At 68.0% G+C, this 19,495-nt stretch carries 20 protein-coding genes and 2 tRNA genes; 13 read left to right on the forward strand and 9 right to left on the reverse strand.

Translation table 11 applies throughout. The features are described from left to right. Positions 1–18: 18 nt before the first annotated feature. The 4 genes from Q9R47_RS06445 (at position 19) to Q9R47_RS06460 (ending at position 2,266) form a co-directional block, all read left to right on the forward strand. A complete protein-coding gene (locus Q9R47_RS06445; RefSeq protein ID WP_311232383.1) occupies positions 19–774 on the forward strand; it encodes a cytochrome c1 in 756 nt (251 codons plus the stop codon). Between the two features lie 105 nt (positions 775–879). Next, positions 880–1,491, forward strand: coding sequence for a glutathione S-transferase N-terminal domain-containing protein (locus Q9R47_RS06450; protein WP_011796735.1), 612 nt, complete (start codon positions 880–882; stop codon positions 1,489–1,491). A 71-nt stretch (positions 1,492–1,562) separates the two neighbouring features. Beyond that, positions 1,563–2,117, forward strand: coding sequence for a ClpXP protease specificity-enhancing factor (locus Q9R47_RS06455; protein ID WP_404977110.1), 555 nt, complete (start codon positions 1,563–1,565; stop codon positions 2,115–2,117). Positions 2,118–2,190: 73 nt separating this feature from the next. After that, positions 2,191–2,266, forward strand: a tRNA-Thr gene (locus Q9R47_RS06460). Between the two features lie 43 nt (positions 2,267–2,309). Here the strand turns inward: Q9R47_RS06460 and Q9R47_RS06465 are convergent. After that, positions 2,310–2,609, reverse strand: a complete 300-nt coding sequence (locus Q9R47_RS06465) for a DciA family protein (protein ID WP_159967932.1) — start codon at positions 2,607–2,609, stop codon at positions 2,310–2,312. 34 nt (positions 2,610–2,643) lie between these two features. Here Q9R47_RS06465 and Q9R47_RS06470 point away from each other — a divergent pair, with 34 nt between their 5' ends. The 5 genes from Q9R47_RS06470 (at position 2,644) to Q9R47_RS06490 (ending at position 9,212) form a co-directional block, all read left to right on the forward strand. Next, positions 2,644–3,603, forward strand: a complete 960-nt coding sequence (locus tag Q9R47_RS06470) for a M23 family metallopeptidase (protein WP_311232385.1) — start codon at positions 2,644–2,646, stop codon at positions 3,601–3,603. Positions 3,604–3,737: 134 nt separating this feature from the next. After that, positions 3,738–6,512: a preprotein translocase subunit SecA gene (gene secA, locus Q9R47_RS06475; protein WP_311232386.1), complete on the forward strand. Its 2,775-nt coding sequence runs from the start codon at positions 3,738–3,740 to the stop codon at positions 6,510–6,512. A 120-nt stretch (positions 6,513–6,632) separates the two neighbouring features. Continuing rightward, positions 6,633–7,862, forward strand: coding sequence for a bifunctional glutamate N-acetyltransferase/amino-acid acetyltransferase ArgJ (argJ, locus tag Q9R47_RS06480; protein ID WP_311232387.1), 1,230 nt, complete (start codon positions 6,633–6,635; stop codon positions 7,860–7,862). Positions 7,863–7,876: 14 nt separating this feature from the next. Further along, positions 7,877–8,749, forward strand: coding sequence for an ATP-binding protein (locus tag Q9R47_RS06485; protein WP_311232388.1), 873 nt, complete (start codon positions 7,877–7,879; stop codon positions 8,747–8,749). Next, a complete protein-coding gene (locus Q9R47_RS06490; protein ID WP_404977105.1) occupies positions 8,727–9,212 on the forward strand; it encodes an NUDIX domain-containing protein in 486 nt (161 codons plus the stop codon). Before Q9R47_RS06485 ends, Q9R47_RS06490 begins: the two co-directional genes overlap by 23 nt. A gap of 119 nt (positions 9,213–9,331) precedes the next feature. Here the strand turns inward: Q9R47_RS06490 and Q9R47_RS06495 are convergent, their stop codons facing one another. From Q9R47_RS06495 to Q9R47_RS06530, 8 genes are all read right to left on the reverse strand, one after another. Then, complete coding sequence (locus Q9R47_RS06495) at positions 9,332–9,592, reverse strand: DNA gyrase inhibitor YacG (RefSeq protein ID WP_311232390.1); 261 nt, start codon at positions 9,590–9,592, stop codon at positions 9,332–9,334. Between the two features lie 19 nt (positions 9,593–9,611). Next, the gene (zapD, locus tag Q9R47_RS06500; protein WP_311232391.1) at positions 9,612–10,367 is read right to left on the reverse strand and encodes a cell division protein ZapD; all 756 of its coding nucleotides are present in this window, start codon (positions 10,365–10,367) and stop codon (positions 9,612–9,614) included. Positions 10,368–10,434: 67 nt separating this feature from the next. Beyond that, a complete protein-coding gene (gene coaE, locus Q9R47_RS06505; RefSeq protein ID WP_311232392.1) occupies positions 10,435–11,061 on the reverse strand; it encodes a dephospho-CoA kinase in 627 nt (208 codons plus the stop codon). Further along, a complete protein-coding gene (locus tag Q9R47_RS06510; protein ID WP_311232393.1) occupies positions 11,058–11,984 on the reverse strand; it encodes an A24 family peptidase in 927 nt (308 codons plus the stop codon). The genes coaE and Q9R47_RS06510 overlap by 4 nt, the downstream gene beginning before the upstream one ends. Continuing rightward, positions 11,984–13,201 carry a type II secretion system F family protein gene (locus Q9R47_RS06515; RefSeq protein WP_311232394.1) on the reverse strand — a complete coding sequence of 406 codons (1,218 nt, stop codon included), beginning with the start codon at positions 13,199–13,201 and terminating at the stop codon, positions 11,984–11,986. Before Q9R47_RS06515 ends, Q9R47_RS06510 begins: the two co-directional genes overlap by 1 nt. A 31-nt stretch (positions 13,202–13,232) precedes the next feature. Further along, positions 13,233–14,969: a type IV-A pilus assembly ATPase PilB gene (gene pilB, locus Q9R47_RS06520; RefSeq protein ID WP_311232395.1), complete on the reverse strand. Its 1,737-nt coding sequence runs from the start codon at positions 14,967–14,969 to the stop codon at positions 13,233–13,235. Positions 14,970–15,089: 120 nt separating this feature from the next. Further along, positions 15,090–15,166 (reverse strand) — tRNA-Pro (locus Q9R47_RS06525). A 29-nt stretch (positions 15,167–15,195) separates the two neighbouring features. Next, positions 15,196–16,209 (reverse strand): polyprenyl synthetase family protein, encoded by a 1,014-nt coding sequence (locus Q9R47_RS06530; protein WP_311232396.1) that lies wholly within the window; start codon positions 16,207–16,209, stop codon positions 15,196–15,198. A 174-nt stretch (positions 16,210–16,383) separates the two neighbouring features. Here Q9R47_RS06530 and rplU point away from each other — a divergent pair, with 174 nt between their 5' ends. The 4 genes from rplU to proB all read left to right on the forward strand — a co-directional run bounded on the left by rplU (position 16,384) and on the right by proB (position 19,389). After that, entirely contained in the window at positions 16,384–16,695 is a 312-nt protein-coding gene (gene rplU / locus Q9R47_RS06535; RefSeq protein WP_311232397.1) for a 50S ribosomal protein L21, read from the forward strand. A 12-nt stretch (positions 16,696–16,707) separates the two neighbouring features. After that, the gene (gene rpmA / locus Q9R47_RS06540; RefSeq protein ID WP_196289743.1) at positions 16,708–16,965 is read left to right on the forward strand and encodes a 50S ribosomal protein L27; all 258 of its coding nucleotides are present in this window, start codon (positions 16,708–16,710) and stop codon (positions 16,963–16,965) included. Positions 16,966–17,092: 127 nt separating this feature from the next. Next, a complete protein-coding gene (cgtA, locus tag Q9R47_RS06545) occupies positions 17,093–18,166 on the forward strand; it encodes an Obg family GTPase CgtA (RefSeq protein WP_311232398.1) in 1,074 nt (357 codons plus the stop codon). A gap of 83 nt (positions 18,167–18,249) precedes the next feature. Continuing rightward, positions 18,250–19,389 carry a glutamate 5-kinase gene (gene proB / locus Q9R47_RS06550; RefSeq protein WP_311232399.1) on the forward strand — a complete coding sequence of 380 codons (1,140 nt, stop codon included), beginning with the start codon at positions 18,250–18,252 and terminating at the stop codon, positions 19,387–19,389. Positions 19,390–19,495 lie beyond the last annotated feature (106 nt).

Raw genomic sequence — 19,495 nt, forward strand, 5'->3', positions numbered from 1 at the left:
CGGGCCGGAACGACGACCATGAAAAAAATCATCCTCACGCTGATCGCCTCCTTCGGCCTCGCCCTGGGCGCGCACGCCGCGGAAGGCGGCATCGCCTGGGACAAGGCCCCGGTGCGCACGAACGACGCCGCGTCGCTGCAGAACGGCGCCAAGATCTTCGTCAACTACTGCCTGAGCTGCCATTCCGCCGCCTTCATGCGCTACAACCGCCTGAAGGACATCGGCCTGACCGACCAGCAGATCAAGGACAACCTGCTCTTCACCACCGACAAGGTGGGCGAGACCATGAAGGCCACGATCGATCCGCGGCAGGCCAAGGACTGGTTCGGCGCCAACCCGCCCGACCTCACCGTGATCGCCCGCTCGCGCGCCGGCCACAACGGCACCGGGGCCGACTACCTCTACACCTTCCTGCGCACGTTCTACCGCGACGACACCAAGGCCACGGGCTGGAACAACCTCGCGTTCCCGAGCGTCGGCATGCCCCACGCGCTGTGGCAACTGCAGGGCGAACGCCGCCCGGTATTCGAGGAACACGAGAGCCACGGACACAAAACCCAGGTCTTCAAGGGGTGGGAGCAGCTGACTCCGGGTACCATGTCGCCCCTCCAGTACGACGAGACCGTGGGTGATCTCGTCAACTACCTGCAGTGGATGGGCGAGCCGGCGCAAAATACGCGGGTTCGCGTCGGGGTCTGGGTGCTGATCTTCCTCGGCGTCTTCACGGTGATCGCCTGGCGGCTCAACGCGGCGTTCTGGAAGGACGTCAGGTAAGCTCGCCGCCATCCCCCGCATCGCGCCGCCTTCGTGCGGCGCATTTCGCTTTCCGGAGTGGACGCGCGAGCGCCCACTCTTTTTGATTTTTAGGAGCTTCCCACCATGATGGTGCTTTATTCGGGTACGACCTGTCCCTTCTCCCATCGCTGCCGCTTCGTCCTGTTCGAAAAAGGCATGGATTTCGAGATCCGCGATGTGGACCTGTACAACAAGCCCGAAGACATCAGCGTGATGAACCCCTACGGCCAGGTGCCCATCCTGGTCGAGCGCGACCTCATCCTGTACGAGTCGAACATCATCAACGAGTACATCGACGAGCGCTTCCCGCACCCCCAGCTGATGCCTGGCGACCCGGTCGACCGCGCCCGCGTGCGCCTGTTCCTGCTCAACTTCGAGAAGGAACTGTTCGTCCACGTCAACGTGCTCGAATCGCGCGCCACCAAGGGCAACGAGAAGGCGCTCGAGAAGGCCCGCTCGCACATCCGCGACCGCCTCACGCAGCTCGCGCCCGTGTTCCTCAAGAACAAGTACATGCTCGGCGAGAATTTCTCGATGCTCGACGTGGCGATCGCGCCGCTCCTCTGGCGGCTCGACTACTATGGGATCGAGCTGTCGAAGAACGCCGCCCCGCTGCTGAAGTACGCCGAGCGCATCTTCTCGCGGCCGGCCTACATCGAAGCGCTGACCCCGTCCGAAAAGGTCATGCGCAAGTAAGGCGGTAGAGCCGCCGCCCGGGGCGCCCCGCGCCCCGCCTTCCCGATGCCTTTTTGCGAAACGCCGACATGATGAACGCCCAGGACTCCACTTCCACACGCCCCTACCTGGTGCGGGCCCTGTACGAGTGGTGCACCGACAATGGCTTCACGCCCTACATCGCGGTGCGCGTGGACGACTCCGTCCAGGTGCCGCGCGAGTACGTGAAGGACGGCGAGATCGTGCTGAACATCAGCTACGACGCCACCAGCGCCCTGCAGCTGGGCAACGACTTCATCGAGTTCAAGGCCCGGTTCGGCGGCAAGCCGCGCGACATCATGGTGCCCGTGGGCCGCGTGATCGCGATCTATGCGCGCGAGAACGGGCAGGGCATGGCGTTCCCGCCGCCGGTGGACGTGCTGTCCGCGGGCGGGTTGTCGGTTGGCACCGTGCCGGGGCTGCTGGATGCCGCCGCTGGCGCCCCAGCCACGCCCGTGGCCGACGCCTCCGAGGGCCCTGGTGACGAAGGCCAGGACCGCGTGGTGCAGCTCGTGCCCACCGAAGGGGCCCCTGGCCCGTCCGACGAGCCCCCGCGCGGGCCGGCTCCGGCGGGCGGCGGCCGCCCCTCGCTCAAGCGCGTCAAGTAACCCCGCACGCCCGCCGTCCGTGCCGGCCCCCGGCACCGGGTGGTCGCGTGCCGCGCGTTAGAATGCGCGCTTCGCCGATTTAGCTCAGTTGGTAGAGCAACCGCCTTGTAAGCGGTAGGTCGTCAGTTCGATCCCGACAATCGGCACCATCTTCTTTTCCCGGCCTTTCGCCGTCCGCCAGCCCACCGGGCTTCAGGTTTGGATTTTCAGGCGAATGGCGGTAACCTCCCACCCCCGGCTGCGCAGATGCGCCTGCAGTGCAGGCAGCAGCTGGCGCAGCTTGGCCGCGGCCGCGCTGCTGCGCACCAGCAGGCACCAGGTCGTGCCCTCGATCGGGCCGGGCCGGATGGCCGGCCGCAGCAACGGGGGAATCAGAGGCTCGACGGCCCGCAGCCGTTCGCTCGAATCGCGCGTCAGGCCGGCCAGGCGGGCCAGCGTCGGGGATTCCTCGGTGGCCTGCTGCAGCGTGACGGCGTGGTGACGGCGGTTCATGGGGCAATGCGCCGCGCGGCGCGGAGAAAACGAAGTGCACTTGATTATCACGGACGCCTGGCTGGCGCGCAGCCGCGCCATCCATCTCTCGGGCACGCGGCTGGCGGCCGCCGGCCTGCTGCTGTCGGTGGCGGTGATGCTGCTGGCGGCGCTGCTCTACCACTGGGTGTTCCTCAAGGGCGCCCGCGAAGGCTGGCCGGTGATCGGCTCGCTGGTGCGCGTGGTGGCGCACGACGAGATGGCCGAGCGCGACCGCTTCCTGCGGGCCAACCTCGACGCCATGGCCCGCAAGGTCGGCGAGATGCAGGCCCGCATGCTGCAGCTCGAATCGCTCGGGGAGCGCGTCTCCGGCCTCGCGGGCATGTCGCCCGCCGAGTTTTCCCGGCCGCCAGGGCAGGGCGGGGCGCTGGTCTCCAGCCGGCCGATGGAAATGGACGAGCTGCAGCGCACGCTCGACGCGCTCTCCGAACTCACCGACCGCCGCGTCGACCTGCTCACGGTGGTCGAGTCGCGGCTGTTCGACCAGCACATCCGCAAGAACATGGTGCCCACGCAGGAGCCCGTGCTCGGCAAGACGGCCGGCTCGGCGTTCGGCTGGCGCATCGACCCCTTCACCGGCCAGTCGGCGCTGCACACCGGCCTCGATTTCCAGGCGGACACGGGCACGCCCATCCTGGCCGCAGCGGGCGGGGTGGTGGTCGCGCAGGAATTCCACCCGGCCTATGGCAACATGGTGGAGATCGACCACGGCAACCAGCTGGTGACCCGGTACGCCCACGCGTCGCGCACGCTCGTCAAGCGCGGCGACCTGGTGCGCCGCGGCCAGAAGATCGCCGAGGTCGGCACCACCGGGCGCTCCACGGGCGCGCACCTGCATTTCGAGGTGCTCGTGCAGGGCGTTCCGCAGGATCCGCAGAAATTCCTGCACGCCGGCGCGACCGGCGCCACCCCCGACCAGCGGGTGGCGGCGAAGGGCGCTGCGCCTCGCAGGTAAAATCGCGCGCTCCGGAATCGCTGCCCCTGGTTGCAGAACTTGCAAGCGGTGGCTGTGGCCCCCATCTGAACCCACTTCATCACTAGGGATTCGGATCGCTTCCGCCCGCACAGGCGGGCCGCGGTCCCGTTCGCATGGCCTCCAACTTCCTCACCAAACTATTCGGCAGCCGCAACGACCGGCTCCTCAAGCAATACCGCAAGACGGTGGCCCGCATCAACGCGATGGAGCCGGATTACGAGAAGCTGAGCGACGATGCCCTGCGCGCCAAGACGGTGGAGTTCCAGGGCCGTGTCGCCCAGGGCGAATCCCTGGACGACCTGCTGCCCGAAGCCTTCGCCGTCGTGCGCGAGGCCTCCAAGCGCGTGATGAAGATGCGCCACTTCGACGTGCAGCTGCTGGGCGGCATGGCGCTGCACCACGGCAAGATCTCCGAAATGCGCACCGGCGAGGGCAAGACCCTCACCGCCACGCTGCCCGTGTACCTGAACGCCCTCGGCGGCAAGGGCGTGCACGTGGTGACCGTGAACGACTACCTGGCCAACCGCGACGCGCGCTGGATGTCCCGGCTCTACAATTTCCTGGGCCTCACGGTGGGCATCAACCTGCCCCAGATGCCGCGCGAGGAGAAGCAGGCCGCCTACGCCGCCGACATCACCTACGGCACGAACAACGAGTACGGCTTCGACTACCTGCGCGACAACATGGTGTACGAGGCGCGCGACCGCGTGCAGCGCATGCTGAACTACGCGATCGTCGACGAGGTGGACTCCATCCTGATCGACGAGGCGCGCACGCCCCTCATCATCAGCGGCCAGGCGGAAGACCACACGGCGATGTACATCGCCATGAACAAGGTCGTGCCGCTGCTGGTCCGCCAGGAGGGCGAGGCCGACCCGCGCACCGGCGAAGGCGTCACCAAGCCGGGCGACTTCACCATCGACGAGAAGTCCCACCAGGTGTTCCTCACCGAGCAGGGCCACGAGACGGCCGAGCGCGTGCTCGCCGCGCAGGGCCTGATCCCCGAAGGCGCGTCGCTCTACGACCCGTCGAACATCACGCTCATGCACCACCTGTATGCGGCGCTGCGGGCCAACCACCTCTACCACCGCGACCAGCACTACGTGGTGCAGAACGGCGAGATCGTCATCGTCGACGAATTCACCGGCCGCCTCATGTCCGGCCGCCGCTGGAGCGAGGGCCTGCACCAGGCCGTGGAAGCCAAGGAAGGCGTGGAGATCCAGGCCGAGAACCAGACGCTGGCCTCCATCACCTTCCAGAACTACTTCCGCCTCTACGGCAAGCTCTCGGGCATGACCGGCACGGCCGACACCGAGGCCTACGAGTTCCAGGAGATCTACGGCCTCGAGACCGTGGTGATCCCGCCCAACCGGCCCAGCAAGCGCGACGACCAGCTCGACCGCGTCTACAAGACCACGCGCGAGAAGTACGACGCCGCGATCCAGGACATCCGCGAGTGCCACGAGCGCGGCCAGCCCGTGCTGGTGGGCACTACCTCGATCGAGAACTCGGAGATCATCGACGACCTGCTGAACAAGGCCGGGCTGCCCCACCAGGTGCTCAACGCCAAGCAGCACGCCCGCGAGGCCGACATCGTCGCCCAGGCCGGCCGCGCCGGCATGATCACCATCGCCACCAACATGGCCGGCCGCGGCACCGACATCGTGCTGGGCGGCAACATCGAGAAGGAAGTGGCGGCGATCGAGACCGACGAGTCCCTCGACGAAGCCACGAAGGAATCCCGCATCGCCGCGCTGCGCGCGCAGTGGGCCGTGGACAACGAGAAGGTCAAGGCCCTGGGCGGCCTGCGGATCATCGCCACCGAGCGCCACGAATCCCGCCGCATCGACAACCAGCTGCGCGGCCGTTCGGGCCGCCAGGGCGATCCGGGCTCCTCGCGCTTCTACCTGAGCCTCGACGATTCGCTCATGCGCATCTTCGCGGGCGACCGCGTGCGCTCCATCATGGAACGCCTCAAGATGCCCGACGGCGAGGCGATCGAGGCCGGCATCGTCACGCGCAGCATCGAGTCCGCGCAGCGCAAGGTCGAGGCGCGTAACTTCGACGTGCGCAAGCAGCTGCTCGAATACGACGACGTCGCCAACGACCAGCGCAAGGTCATCTACCAGCAGCGCAACGAGATCCTCGACGCTGCCGACCTGGCCGGCGTGATCTCCGGCATGCGCGAATCCTGCCTGACCGACGTGGTGCGCCAGTACGTGCCCGCGGAATCGGTGGAGGAGCAGTGGGACCTGCCCGCGCTCGAGAAGGTGCTGGCCGACGAATGGCACATCCGCATCCCGCTGCAGCAGGAAGTGGAGGGCGCCCAGGCCATCACCGACGACGAGATCCTCGAGAAGGTGCTCGCCGCCGGCACCGCCGCCTTCCAGGCCAAGGTCGACGCCGTGGGGGCCGAGAGCTTCCACCAGTTCGAGCGTGCCGTGCTGCTGCAGAGCTTCGACTCCAACTGGCGCGACCACCTCTCCGCGCTCGACTACCTGCGCCAGGGCATCCACCTGCGCGGCTATGCGCAGAAGCAGCCCAAGCAGGAATACAAGCGCGAGGCCTTCGAGCTGTTCCGCCAGCTCATCGACCAGGTCAAGAACGAGGTCACCCGCATCCTGCTGACCGTGCAGGTGCAGTCGCCCGCCGAACTCGGCGAGGCCGCCGAGGCCCTGGAGAGCCGCGCCGAGCAGATCTCCAACGTGACCTACACCGCGCCCACCGAGACCGGCGAGCCCGAGACCCTGTCCGGCCCCAGCATGGCGGCTGCGGGCGACGAAGGCCTCAACCTCAACCTGCCGGAAGGCATGCGCGTGGGCCGCAACGACCCGTGCCCGTGCGGCAGCGGCAAGAAGTACAAGCAGTGCCACGGCAAGCTGGCATGATGCCGGCCTGACCGATCGGCTCCGCCGGCCGATCCTTTCGCTCTCGCCGCAGGGGCCGCCGCAGGCGGCCCCTGCCACGTTTCCACCGTCCCTTTTTTGCTGCTTTCCAAGGAATTCCGCATGCCCGTGAACCTCTCCGCTCCCGTTGCCGCCGACCTGCACCCGGTCGCCGGCGTCCGCATCGGCGTCACCGAAGCCGGCGTCCGCAAGGCGGGGCGCAAGGACGTGACCGTGTTCCTGCTGGACGAGGGCACCACCGTGGCGGGCGTCTTCACCCAGAACCGCTTCTGCGCCGCGCCGGTGCAGGTCTGCCGCGAGCACCTCGCCCAGGGCGGCTCCGTGCGCGCCATCGTCGTCAACACCGGCAATGCCAACGCCGGCACCGGGGCCGACGGCCTGGCGCGTGCGCGCGACACCTGCGAGGCGCTGGCCGGCCAGCTCGGCGTGACGGCGGCGCAGGTGCTGCCGTTCTCGACCGGCGTCATCATGGAACCGCTGCCCGTGGACCGCATCGTCGCGGGCCTGCCCGCCGCCATCGCCGACGCGCAGCCCGCGCACTGGGCCCGCGCCGCCGAAGGCATCATGACCACCGACACGCTGCCCAAGGCCTTCAGCACCCAGGTGCAGATCGGTGGCGCCACGGTCACGGTGACGGGCATCTCCAAGGGCGCGGGCATGATCCGGCCCAACATGGCGACCATGCTCGGCTTCCTGGCGACCGACGCCTGCATCGCCCCCGAACTGGTGCAGCCGCTGGTGCGCGAACTGGCCGATGCATCGTTCAACCGCATCACCATCGATGGCGACACCTCCACCAACGACTCGTTCGTGCTGATGGCCACGCACCGCGCCGGCAATCCGGGGGTCGATTCGCTGGACGGCGCCGACGGCCAGGCCCTGCGCGCCGCGCTGCGCGAAGTGGCGCAGAAGCTGGCCCAGGCCATCGTGCGCGACGGCGAAGGCGCCACCAAGTTCATCGCGATCCGCGTGGAAGGCGGCCGCACCGCCGAGGAATGCCGCAAGGTGGGCTACGCCATCGCCCACTCCCCGCTCGTGAAGACCGCCTTCTTCGCCAGCGACCCGAATCTGGGCCGCATCCTGGCCGCCGTCGGCTATGCCGGCATCGACGACCTGGACCAGACCCGCATCGACCTCCACCTCGACGACGTGCACGTGGCCGTGCAGGGTGGCCGCCATCCGGAATACCGCGAAGAGGACGGCCAGCGCGTGATGAAGCAGAGCGAGATCACGGTGCGCGTGGGGCTCGGCCGCGGCGATGCCTCCGACACGGTCTGGACCTGCGACCTGAGCCACGACTACGTGACCATCAACGCCGACTACCGCTCCTGACCCCTGTTCATCCCATGAACGATCGCTTCGACCACCTCCTGCAGCGCGCCGAGCAGCTCATCGACCGCATCGAGTCGGTGCTGCCCCGGCCGCTCTCCGCCCCCGACTGGAACGCCTCCGTGGCCTGGCGCTACCGGCGCCGCGGCGGCGGCCACGGCGCGCTGGAACCCGTGCGGCACGTCGCCGGCATCGCGCTGGACGACCTCAAGGAAATCGACGCGCAGAAGGAAAAGATCCAGCGCAACACGCTGCAGTTCGTGCAGGGCCGCCCCGCCAACAACGTGCTGCTCACGGGCGCGCGCGGCACCGGCAAGTCCTCCCTCATCAAGGCCTGCCTGCAGACCTACGCGGACCAGGGCCTGCGGCTCATCGAGGTCGACAAGGCGGACCTGACCGACCTGCCCGACATCGTGGACGTGGTGGCCGGCCGCCCCGAGAAATTCATCATCTACTGCGACGACCTGAGCTTCGAAGAAGGCGAATCGGGCTACAAGGCCCTGAAGTCGATCCTGGACGGCTCCGTGGCGGCCTCGGCGCCGAACGTGCTGGTCTACGCCACCAGCAACCGCCGACACCTGCTGCCCGAGTACATGAAGGAAAACCTCAGCTACACGCACACGGCGGACGGCGAGGTGCATCCGGGCGAGGTGGTGGAAGAAAAGATCTCCCTGTCCGAGCGCTTCGGCCTCTGGGTGAGCTTCTATCCCTTCAGCCAGGAGGAATACCTCGCGATCGTGGCGCAGTGGCTCTCCGCGCTGGGCGTGCCGGCCGCGGCCATCGAGGCCGCACGTCCGGCCGCCCTCGTGTGGGCGCTGGAGCGCGGCTCGCGCAGCGGGCGCGTGGCCTACCAGTTCGCCCGCGACCATGCGGGGCGCACCCATGGCTGAGCCACAGGTCACCGCCGCCGCGCCGGCATCCCCGCAGCGCGCCCACACCGAGGTGGCGGTGGGCATCCTGTTCCGCGGCGACGGCGCCATGCTGCTCTCCACGCGCCCGGCCGGCAAGCCGTACGCGGGCTACTGGGAATTTCCGGGCGGCAAGCTGGAAGCCGGCGAGACCGTCGAGCAGGCCCTGCGGCGCGAGCTCATCGAAGAGCTCGGCGTGACCATCGGGCCGGCCGCCGTCTGGAAGGTGACCGAGCACGACTATCCCCATGCCCTGGTGCGCCTGCACTGGTGCAAGGTGCACGCCTGGACGGGTGAATTCGAGATGCGCGAAGGCCAGTCCATGGCCTGGCAGCAGTGGCCGCTGGACGTGTCGCCGGTGCTGCCCGGGGCCTACCCGGTGCTGCAGTGGCTGGCGGAAGAACGCGGCCTGCCGTTCGATCCGGCGCTGCTGCCCCAGGCCTAGAGGCCCGCAGAGCGGCCAACACGGCCCGGCGAAGCGGTTCTGGCGAGGCGCCGCATCGCAGGCAGTACGCGTGGTACGACAAGATGCGGCAACGACGCCAGAAGGGCCGTGTTCGCCGCTCAGTGCTCCGGGGGCCGCTGGAGGTGGTCACCGAAGGCATCCTCATCGGGCGGCGCCTCGGTGGGCATGCGGAAATCCTCCGAGGCCCATGCACCCAGGTCGATCTGCCGGCAGCGCTCGCTGCAGAAGGGGCGGAAGCGGTTCTCCGGCGCATAGAGGCTCTTGCCCCCGCAGGTCGGGCAGTCCACCCAGAGCGTGCGGGCCTCCGCGGCAGGGGCCGGGCCCGTACCCGGGCGGGAGTCGTCGTGGCGCGAAGTCATGGTCGTTGCGGCCTGCCGGTCATGCACACAGCGTGAGCTCGAACGCGGCGTCCTCGTGTACCGACTGCAGCTTGCCGTCCGCATCCTGCCGCATCAGCCGCACCGAGACGATCAGCCGGTTGCCGCTGATCTCCGGCACCATGTTCCAGGCCGGATCGATCCGCAGCCGCAGCAGCTGGAACGTGCGCCCCTGCGGCAGCGCCTGCTGGAACTGCCCCTGCGTGGCCGCCACCTTCTGCGGCATGCCGGAATCGCGCAGCAGCTTGAGCAGCATGTAGAGCGACTCGGCCAGCGGCGCGAGATGGTTCGCCCAGCCTTCGAGGTCGTGCTGGCGCTTTTCGGGAGAGTGGTGCTGCCAGGCGTAGTAGGCCGGCAGGTCGAAGCCGCAGGTGCCGCCGGGAATGCCGACGCGGCTGCGGATGCTCATCAGCCACTCGTTCTCGGTCAGCAAATGGCCCGTCTTGCCGGTCTGCGCGTTCAGCGCGGCAAAGCAGCGGTCGATCTGGGCGATCACGCCGTCCAGCACCGCCTCGGAGATGGAGGGATTGCCGCGGTAGCCGTCGAGCTGGTGCCGCTGCTTCTCCAGGTCCTTGAGCACGTCGGTCTTCAGATCGGCGCGCGCCGCCACGTCCATGATCTCGAACAGGGTGACGAGCGCGAAATGGTGGTCCAGCGGGTGGGGCCGGGGGATCAACTCGCCCAGGCGGCGGAACAGGTGTTCCAGCCGCAGGTAGGTTCTGAGGCGTTCGTTGAAAGGGTATTCGTAAAGAATCACGCTGCGGGGTTCCTGGGAGCGCGCGGCTGGTGGCGCTTCCAGCATCGCGCGTCCGATATCGCATGCATCATAGCCCGAAGCCATCGGCGATTCGCCGGACCTCCGACCGCAGGGTATCCAAAGGTATTCCGTCGTTGTGCAGCACCATGTCCGCCAGCGCGCGGCGCGCGGCGCGCGGGGCCTGCGAGGCGATGATGGCCTCGATCGTTTCGCGCGGCAGCCCGCTGCGCGCCTGCACGCGCGCGATCTGCGTGGCCTCGGAGCAGTCCACCACCAGGATGCGGTCGAGCTGCGGAGGCCAGCGCTCCGATTCGGCCAGCAGGGGAATGTCGAAGACGACGACGCGCGCACCCGCTGCGGCGGCCTGCATGGCCGCAGCCTGGATCGCCTCGCCCACCAGCGGATGGACGATCGCCTCCAGCCGCTGCCGCGCGCCGGCGTCGCGGAACGCCAGCTCGCGCATGCGTGCCCGGTCCATGGCCCCGTCCTTGTCGATCATCGCGTCGCCGAAGGCCGCCCGGATGGCCGGCACGGCGATGCCGCCCGCAGCGGTGGCCTCGCGGGCGATCCTGTCCGCATCCACCAGCGCAGCACCGAAGGAGGCGAGCCATTGGCCGACGGTCGACTTGCCGCTGCCGATGCCGCCCGTCAGGCCCAGGCGCAGCGGAGCGCGGCGCGGCGCCCCGTGTATCACAGGCCCAGCGCGCCCAGGATGGAGCGCATCACGCTGTCGGGCCCGAACAGCATGGCCACCAGCCCCGCGCCGGCGAGGAAGGGGCCGAAGGGGATGTAGCCGCCTTCGCGCAGGCCCTTGGAGAACTTCATGCCGATGCCCACCAGCGCACCGATCACGGAGGCCATGAGGATGATCGGCACCAGCGCCTGCCAGCCGAACCAGGCGCCCAGCGCCGCGAACAACTTGAAATCCCCGTAACCCATGCCTTCCTTGCCCGTGGCCAGCTTGAACGCCCAGTACACGGCCCAGAGCGACAGGTAGCCCGCGGCCGCGCCGGCCACCGAGGCGAAGAGCGGCACCTGGATCCACTGGAAGGCCGAGGCCAGCACGCCGGCCCAGAGCAGCGGCAGCGTGATGTCGTCCGGCAGCAGGGTGGTGTCCCAGTCGATGCAGGCCAGCGCGACCAGCGCCGCCGAGAACGCGCACAAGGCCGCCGCCGTCGGCGTGGCGCCCCAGTGCCGTGCGCAGAACCAGAACAGCAGGCCCGTGGCGATTTCCACCGCCGGATAGCGCGGGCTGATGCGCGCCTTGCAGCCGGCGCATCTGCCGCCCAGCCACAGGTAGCTCAGCACGGGAATGTTCTCGTGCCAGCGCACCTCGCGCCCGCACGACGGGCAGCGCGAACGCGGCGTCCAGAGATTGAACGGTTCCGCCGCTGCCGCCATCGTTGGCGCGGCATGCGCGGCGGCGCCGGCGCCCGCAGCGGCTCCGGCCGCCGTGGCCGCTCCATCGCGCTGGGACTGCAGGTAGTCCTCGCATTCGGCCGCCCACTGGCGTTCCATCATGCGCGGCAGGCGGTGGATGACCACGTTCAGGAAGCTGCCGATCATCAGACCGGCGAGGCCGAACAGCGCGGCCTCCATCCAGGGCTCGAACCCCATCAGACCACCTGTCCCAGCTTGAAGATGGGCAGGTACATCGACACCACGATGCCGCCGATGATCGTGCCCAGGAACACGATGATGATCGGCTCCATCAGGCTCGAGAGCCCGGCCACCATCTCGTCGACTTCCTCTTCGTAGAAATCGGCCGCCTTGCCGAGCATGTGGTCGATCGAGCCCGACTCCTCGCCGATCGCACACATCTGGATCACCATCGAGGGGAACACGTTCGCGTTGCCCATGGCCGCCGTCAGGCTCGTGCCCGTGGAGACCTCCTGCTGGATCCGCTCCGTCGCGATCGCGTAGACCGAATTGCCCGACGCGCCGCCCACCGAATCGAGCGCCTCCACCAGCGGCACGCCGGCGGCGAACATGGTGGAGAGCGTGCGCGTCCAGCGGGCCACGCAGGACTTGTCGATCAGCGCACCGAACACCGGCACGCGCAGCAGAGCCCGGTCCATGAACATCTGCATCTTCTCGCTGCGGCGCCAGGCCTGCATGAAGAAGTACGCACCGCCGCCGAGCACCCCGAAGATCAGCCACCACCACTGCACGAAGATCTCGCTCACGCCCATCACGAACAGCGTGGGTGCGGGAAGATCCGCGCCGAAGGAGGTGAACACCTCCTTGAAGGCCGGAATCACGAAGATCATGATCACCGTCACCACCACGAAGGCCACGATGATCACGGCCGTCGGGTACATGAGCGCCGAGCGGATCTTCGACTTGATCGCCTCGGTCTTCTCCATGTAGAGCGCCAGCCGGTCGAGCAGCGCCTCCAGGATGCCGGCCGCTTCCCCGGCTTCCACCAGGTTGCAGTACAGGCTGTCGAAGTACATCGGATACTTGCGGAACGCCGCGTTCAGCGAGGTGCCGGTTTCCACGTCCGAGCGGATGTCGTTGAGCAGCCGCGTGACGCTCGCGTTGGTGTTGCCGCGCCCCACGATGTCGAAGGACTGCAGCAGCGGCACGCCCGCCTTCATCATCGTGGCCATCTGCCGCGTGAAGAGCGCGATGTCCTTCGGCTTGATCTTCTTGCCGCCGCGCATGCGGCGCTTTTTGATCCTGGTGGGCAGCACCCCCTGGCGCCGCAGCGTCGCCTGGACCTGGTTCTCGCCCATGGCCCGGACCTCGCCGCGCACGATCTTGCCGTGGCGGTCCTTGCCCTCCCATTCGAAGACGAAGTCCTTGATGTCCCTCGATGCAGCGGTTGCCATGCGGGCCCCTTGGTGGTGGATTGCAGTGTTGTTATTCGTTCGTCACGGCCAGCACCTCTTCGAGCGAGGTCAGCCCCAGCCGGGCCTTGTGGAGCCCGGATTCACGCAGCGACCGCACCCCTTCCGCCTTCGCCTGCTCCGCGATCTCGAGCGCGCTGCCGTCGCGCAGGATGATGCGCTGGATCTCTTCCGACACGGGCATCACCTGGTAGATGCCGACCCGGCCCTTGTAGCCGTTGTTGCAGGCCGGGCAGCCGACGGGACGGTAGGTCACCCAGGTGCCGTCGATGTCCTCTTCCTTGTAGCCGGCTTCCAGCAGGGTCTCGTGGGGAATGTCGGCGGGCGCCTTGCAGGTGGGGCACAGGCGCCGGGCCAGGCGCTGCGCCGTGATGAGGATCACGCTGGATGCGATGTTGAAGGGCGCGATGCCCATGTTCCGCATCCGGGTGAGCGTGGTGGGCGCGTCGTTGGTGTGCAGCGTGGAGAGCACCAGGTGGCCCGTCTGGGCGGCCTTGATCGAGATGTCCGCGGTTTCCAGGTCGCGGATTTCCCCCACCATGATGATGTCGGGATCCTGCCGCAGGAACGACTTCAGGGCCGTGGCGAACGTCAGCCCGGCCTTCTCGTTCACGTTGACCTGGTTCACGCCGGGCAGGTTGATTTCCGACGGGTCTTCCGCCGTCGCGATGTTCACCCCCGGCTTGTTCAGCAGGTTCAGGCAGGTGTAGAGCGACACGGTCTTGCCCGAGCCCGTGGGGCCCGTGACCAGGATCATCCCGTACGGCCGGCCGATCGCGTGCAGCAGGCGCTCCTTCTCCTCGGGCTCGTAGCCGAGCGCGTCGATGCCCAGCTTGGCGCTGCTGGGGTCGAGGATACGGATCACGATCTTCTCGCCGAAGAGCGTGGGCAGGGTGCTGACCCGGAAGTCGATGACCCGGTCCGGCCCCACCTTGAGCTTCATGCGGCCGTCCTGCGGCACGCGCTTCTCCGAGATGTCCATGCGGGAGATCACCTTGATGCGCGAGGCGAGCTTCTCCTTGATGGCCACGGGCGGCGAGGCGATCTCGCGCAGTTCGCCGTCGATGCGGAAGCGCACGCGGTACTGGTGCTCGTAGGGCTCGAAGTGCAGGTCGGACGCGCGCATGTTGAACGCGTCCAGCAGCATCTTGTGCAGGAACTTGACGATGGGCGCGTCTTCGACGTCGTTCGCGCCGGATTCGGCCGGGTCGGGCGCTTCCTGCACCGTCGCCTCGTCGAACTCGAAATCGCCCCCGCCCGCCATGCTCTCCATGGATTCGGCCACCGACTTCGTCGTGGCCTCCACCAGCTGGTTGAGCTTGTCGTACTCCGCGATGATCCAGTCCACGCCCATCTGCGTGGTGAACTTGATCTTCTCGGCGGCTTCCTGGTCGGTGGGATCGGCGGTGGCGACGATCAGCCGGTTGTTGCGCTTGTTGAGCGCCACCACCCGGTACGCCTGGCAGATCTTGGGATCGAGCAGTTCCTTGGGAAGCCGCTGCACGTCGATCGCATCGAGGTCCAGCAGCGGGGCGCCGAAGACGGACGACACCGTGTGCGCGACTTCCGCGGCGGACACGGCGCCGGAGTTCGTGAGTTCCGCGATGAAGCTCGTCCTGCCCGCGCGCGACTTGCGGAAGACTTCTTCCGCTGCCTGCTGACTCAGTTTGCCCGCGGACATCAGCGCCCGGCCCAACCCGGGCAGGGCGATCACGTTGCCCTCTCGCTGGGCGTTATCGACAGCGGCCATGTAACCAGTGGAATCGTGTGGATGGAAAGGAAACCATCCTAACATCGCGCCAGGGCAAGAAATACAGGGGGAGGAGGGGGGTGCAAGGAAACCACGCCGCCATGCGTGGACCTTGGAAAATGGTCGGGGTGAGAGGATTCGAACCTCCGGCCTCTACGTCCCGAACGTAGCGCTCTACCAGGCTAAGCTACACCCCGATGGTCAGGCAGGCAATGCGTTCAGTGCTCTAAACGCGCCTGTCTAATAGCTGAGACGCCAATTGTAGCAAACCTTCGGTGTACTTATTGGAAGGAAGTGCAGATAGTGCGTGGATCGCTGCCTGCGCCTGCGCGGCGGCGGCGGCGCGGGTCGCCTCCAGGGCGCCGGTTTCGCGCACGATCGCCAGGATCGCGGGCAGTTCGTCGAGCGATCCGTGCTCGATCGCGGACTCGATCAGCTGCCGCTGCGCCGCGCTGCCGCGCTGCATGGCGATGATGAGGGGCAGGGTGACCTTGCCCTCGCGCAGGTCGTCGCCGAGGTTCTTGCCCATCTCGGCGCTGTCGCCGTCGTAGTCGAGCACGTCGTCGATCACCTGGAAGGCGGTGCCCAGCCGGTTGCCGTATTCCGCGCAGGCCGCCTCGACCTCCGCCGGTGCATCGGCCAGCACGGCCGCGAGGCGGGCGCTCGCCTCGAACAGCTTGGCGGTCTTGGAGCGGATCACCTCCAGGTAGCCCTGCTCGTCCAGCGTCGCGTCGTGCGTGTTCATGAGCTGCTGGACTTCGCCCTCGGCGATGATGTTGGTGGCCTCCGAGAGGATCTGCATGACGCGCATGTCGTCCGCATCCACCATCATCTGGAAGGCGCGCGAGTGCAGGAAGTCGCCCACCAGCACGCTCGCCGGGTTGCCGAAGTTCTCGTTGGCGGTGGGGCGTCCGCGCCGCAGCGTGGATTCGTCCACCACGTCGTCGTGCAGCAGCGTGGCGGTGTGGATGAATTCGACCACCGCCGCGAGGTTGAAGCGCTGCGCCCCCCGGTAATCCAGCGCGCCCGACATCAGCAGCAGCAGCGCGGGGCGCAATCGCTTGCCGCCCGCGGAAATGATGTAGCGGGCGATCTCGCCGATGAGGGATACGGAGGACTGCAGTCGGACGGCGATCACCTTGTCCACCTCATGCATGTCGTCTGCGATGAGTGCAAGGATGGCCGAGGTGTGGGGCTGGGCGGACAAGGCGAGGGCGGGCTGCGAGGGTGAAAGGGTCATTATAGGAAGGGCGCCGCGCCCTCCGGGACTGTTGCGTGCAGGGCCGTGCCGCAGGCCGAACGTGCCTGGGTGCGCCTGGCTCGTCCCTCTAGGCAGAAGGCGTCATCCGTGCTAAAGTGCGTGGTTCCGCGAAAAAATTCTTTTTCTCGGAGCTTCACTTCCCAAGAGGTTTACATGTACGCGGTCATAAAAACCGGCGGCAAGCAGTATCGCGTTGCTTCCGGCGAAAAAATCAAAGTAGAACAGATTGCTGCGGACGTAGGCCAGGAAATCGTGATCGACCAGGTTCTGGCAGTCGGCAACGGCGCTGAACTCAAGGTCGGCACGCCCCTGGTGTCCGGCGCAACGGTCACGGCCACGGTCGTGTCCCATGGCAAGCACGACAAGGTCCGCATCTTCAAGATGCGCCGTCGCAAGCACTATCAGAAACGCCAAGGCCATCGCCAGCAGTTCACCGAGCTGCAAATCGGCGCGATCGCCGCTTAAGGAGCAGACACCATGGCACAGAAAAAAGGCGGCGGCTCTACGCGAAACGGGCGCGATTCCAAGCCCAAGATGCTCGGCGTGAAGGCGTTCGGCGGTGAACTGATCAGCGCCGGCTCCATCATCGTGCGCCAGCGCGGCACGCGCTTCCACCCCGGCACGAACGTCGGCGTGGGCAAGGACCACACGCTGTTCGCCCTGGTGGACGGCCACGTGTCGTTCGGTACCAAGGGTGCGATGTCCAAGCACACCGTCAACGTGACGCCCGCCTGAGCGGTTTCGTCCCGGTGATGCAGTGAAGCCCCGACGTGTCGGGGCTTCGTCGTTTTTGAGCCGCCGCCGCATGCGCCGCGTTGGCTCCCGTCCGGGGCGGCAACCCCGTTTTTTGTAAACTCCCCTCATGAAGTTCGTCGACGAAGCCTTTATTGACGTGGCCGCCGGAGATGGCGGCAACGGCTGTGTATCGTTCCGGCACGAGAAGTACAAGGAATTCGGCGGACCCAACGGGGGGGACGGCGGCCGTGGCGGGCACGTCTTCGCCGTGGCCGATCCGAGCCTGAACACGCTCGTGGATTACCGCTATTCCCGCCGGCACGAGGCCAAGCGCGGCGAGCACGGCATGGGCTCCGACATGTTCGGCGCGGCCGGTGACGACATCACCCTGAAGATGCCGGTCGGCACGATCATCTCGGACGCCGACACCGGCGAGGTGCTGTTCGAGCTGCTCCAGCCCGGCGAGACGATCACGATCGCCAAGGGCGGCGACGGCGGCTTCGGCAACATGCGCTTCAAGAGCGCGATCAACCGCGCGCCCCGCCAGAAGACGCCGGGCTGGCCCGGCGAGCGCCGCAACCTCAAGCTCGAACTCAAGGTGCTCGCGGACGTGGGCCTGCTGGGCATGCCGAACGCGGGCAAGTCCACCTTCATCGCGGCCGTCTCGAACGCCCGGCCCAAGATCGCCGACTACCCGTTCACGACGCTGCACCCCAACCTGGGCGTGGTGCGGGTCGGCCCCGAGCAGAGCTTCGTGATCGCGGACATCCCCGGGCTGATCGAGGGCGCCTCGGAAGGCGCGGGCCTCGGCCACCAGTTCCTGCGCCACCTGCAGCGCACCCGCCTGCTGCTGCACGTGGTGGACGTGGCGCCGTTCGACGAGGGCGTGGACCCGGTCGCGCAGGCCACCGCGATCGTCGGCGAGCTGCGCAAGTACGACGCCGAGCTCTACGAAAAGCCGCGCTGGCTGGTGCTCAACAAGCTCGACATGGTGCCGGCCGACGAGCGGGCCGCGCGCGTCAAGGATTTCGTGAAGCGCTTCCGCTGGAAGGGGCCCGTGTTCGAGATTTCGGCACTCACCCGCGAAGGCTGCGAGCCGCTGATCCAGGCGATCTACCAGCACGTGCGGGCCCAGCAGCAGGCCGAGCAGGTGCAGGAAGTGGTCGATCCGCGCTTCGCGAACGACGCCGCTCCCGAGTGAGGGGCAGGGCCGCCATCCCCGGTGGGTGGTGGCGTGGGGGCCGCTGCGGCGGCCGGCGCTAGCTAGGAAAAAGACGGGGATTCATGGTTTCGAGCATATTGCGAGATGCGCGCCGCATCGTGATCAAGGTGGGCTCCAGCCTGGTGACGAACGAGGGCCGGGGGCTGGACGAGACCGCCATCACCGAATGGAGCCGGCAGATGGCCGCGCTGGTGGGTGGCTCCGGCGGGCCGCGGCGCGAGGTCATCATGGTCTCCAGCGGCGCGATCGCCGAGGGCATGAAGCGCCTGGGTTGGTCCACGCGCCCGCACGAGATCCACGAGCTGCAGGCGGCCGCGGCCGTCGGGCAGATGGGCCTGGCGCAAATGTACGAGACCAAGCTGCGCGAACAGGGCCTGGGCAGCGCGCAGGTGCTGCTCACCCATGCCGATCTGGCGGACCGCGAGCGCTACCTGAATGCGCGCTCCACGCTGCTCACGCTGCTGCGGCTGGGCGTGGTGCCCGTCATCAACGAGAACGACACGGTGGTCACCGACGAGATCAAGTTCGGTGACAACGACACGCTGGGCGCGCTGGTGGCGAACCTCGTGGAAGCCGACGCGCTGGTCATCCTGACGGACCAGAAGGGGCTCTACACCGCCGACCCGCGGCGCGATCCGCTCGCGCAGTTCGTGCACGAGGCGGCGGCCGGCGATCCGTCGCTCGAGGCGATGGCGGGCGGCGTGGGCACCAGCATCGGCCGCGGCGGCATGATCACCAAGATCATCGCCGCCAAGCGGGCCGCGGGCTCGGGTGCATCGACGGTGATCGCCTGGGGGCGCGAGCCGGACGTGCTGCTGCGGCTGTGCGCCGGCGAGGCGATCGGCACGCTGCTGGTGGCGCAGACGGCCAAGAAGCAGGCCCGCAAGCAGTGGATGGCGGACCACCTCCAGCTGCGCGGCGCGGTCACCGTGGACCTGGGTGCGGCGGCCAAGCTGCGGCAGGAGGGCAAGAGCCTGCTGCCGATCGGCATGGTGGCGGTCGAGGGCGAATTCTCGCGGGGCGACGTGATCGCCGTGCGCGATGCGGCGGGCGCGGAGATCGCCCGGGGGCTCGCCAACTACGCGAGTGCCGAGGCGCGGCTGCTGTGCCGCAAGCCCTCGTCGGAATTCGAGCGGCTGCTGGGCTACAGCGCCGAGCCGGAGATGGTGCACCGGGACAACCTGGTGCTGTCCGGCGCCTGAGGGCCGTGCGCGAGCGGGAATGCGAAAGGGCGACCGTTCGGGTCGCCCTTTTTTCTGGTGCCGGGGGTGCCCGGTACCGAGGATGCGCGGGGCGCTGGCCGCCGCC

Origin of the sequence: Acidovorax sp. PRC11 (assembly GCF_031844105.1) — a bacterium.
GTDB lineage: Bacteria > Pseudomonadota > Gammaproteobacteria > Burkholderiales > Burkholderiaceae_C > Paracidovorax.

Excerpts from the sequence above, each read along its gene's own strand:
- Q9R47_RS06445 (WP_311232383.1), top strand. The coding sequence starts at position 19 with ATGAAAAAAATCATCCTCACGCTGATCGCCTCCTTCGGCCTCGCCCTG.
- Q9R47_RS06450 (WP_011796735.1), top strand. The coding sequence starts at position 880 with ATGATGGTGCTTTATTCGGGTACGACCTGTCCCTTCTCCCATCGCTGC.
- Q9R47_RS06455 (WP_404977110.1), top strand. The coding sequence starts at position 1,563 with ATGAACGCCCAGGACTCCACTTCCACACGCCCCTACCTGGTGCGGGCC.
- Q9R47_RS06465 (WP_159967932.1), bottom strand. The coding sequence starts at position 2,609 with ATGAACCGCCGTCACCACGCCGTCACGCTGCAGCAGGCCACCGAGGAA.
- secA (WP_311232386.1), top strand. The coding sequence starts at position 3,738 with ATGGCCTCCAACTTCCTCACCAAACTATTCGGCAGCCGCAACGACCGG.
- argJ (WP_311232387.1), top strand. The coding sequence starts at position 6,633 with ATGCCCGTGAACCTCTCCGCTCCCGTTGCCGCCGACCTGCACCCGGTC.
- Q9R47_RS06485 (WP_311232388.1), top strand. The coding sequence starts at position 7,877 with ATGAACGATCGCTTCGACCACCTCCTGCAGCGCGCCGAGCAGCTCATC.
- Q9R47_RS06490 (WP_404977105.1), top strand. The coding sequence starts at position 8,727 with ATGCGGGGCGCACCCATGGCTGAGCCACAGGTCACCGCCGCCGCGCCG.
- Q9R47_RS06495 (WP_311232390.1), bottom strand. The coding sequence starts at position 9,592 with ATGACTTCGCGCCACGACGACTCCCGCCCGGGTACGGGCCCGGCCCCT.
- Q9R47_RS06510 (WP_311232393.1), bottom strand. The coding sequence starts at position 11,984 with ATGGGGTTCGAGCCCTGGATGGAGGCCGCGCTGTTCGGCCTCGCCGGT.
- Q9R47_RS06515 (WP_311232394.1), bottom strand. The coding sequence starts at position 13,201 with ATGGCAACCGCTGCATCGAGGGACATCAAGGACTTCGTCTTCGAATGG.
- pilB (WP_311232395.1), bottom strand. The coding sequence starts at position 14,969 with ATGGCCGCTGTCGATAACGCCCAGCGAGAGGGCAACGTGATCGCCCTG.
- Q9R47_RS06530 (WP_311232396.1), bottom strand. The coding sequence starts at position 16,209 with ATGACCCTTTCACCCTCGCAGCCCGCCCTCGCCTTGTCCGCCCAGCCC.
- rplU (WP_311232397.1), top strand. The coding sequence starts at position 16,384 with ATGTACGCGGTCATAAAAACCGGCGGCAAGCAGTATCGCGTTGCTTCC.
- rpmA (WP_196289743.1), top strand. The coding sequence starts at position 16,708 with ATGGCACAGAAAAAAGGCGGCGGCTCTACGCGAAACGGGCGCGATTCC.
- cgtA (WP_311232398.1), top strand. The coding sequence starts at position 17,093 with ATGAAGTTCGTCGACGAAGCCTTTATTGACGTGGCCGCCGGAGATGGC.
- proB (WP_311232399.1), top strand. The coding sequence starts at position 18,250 with ATGGTTTCGAGCATATTGCGAGATGCGCGCCGCATCGTGATCAAGGTG.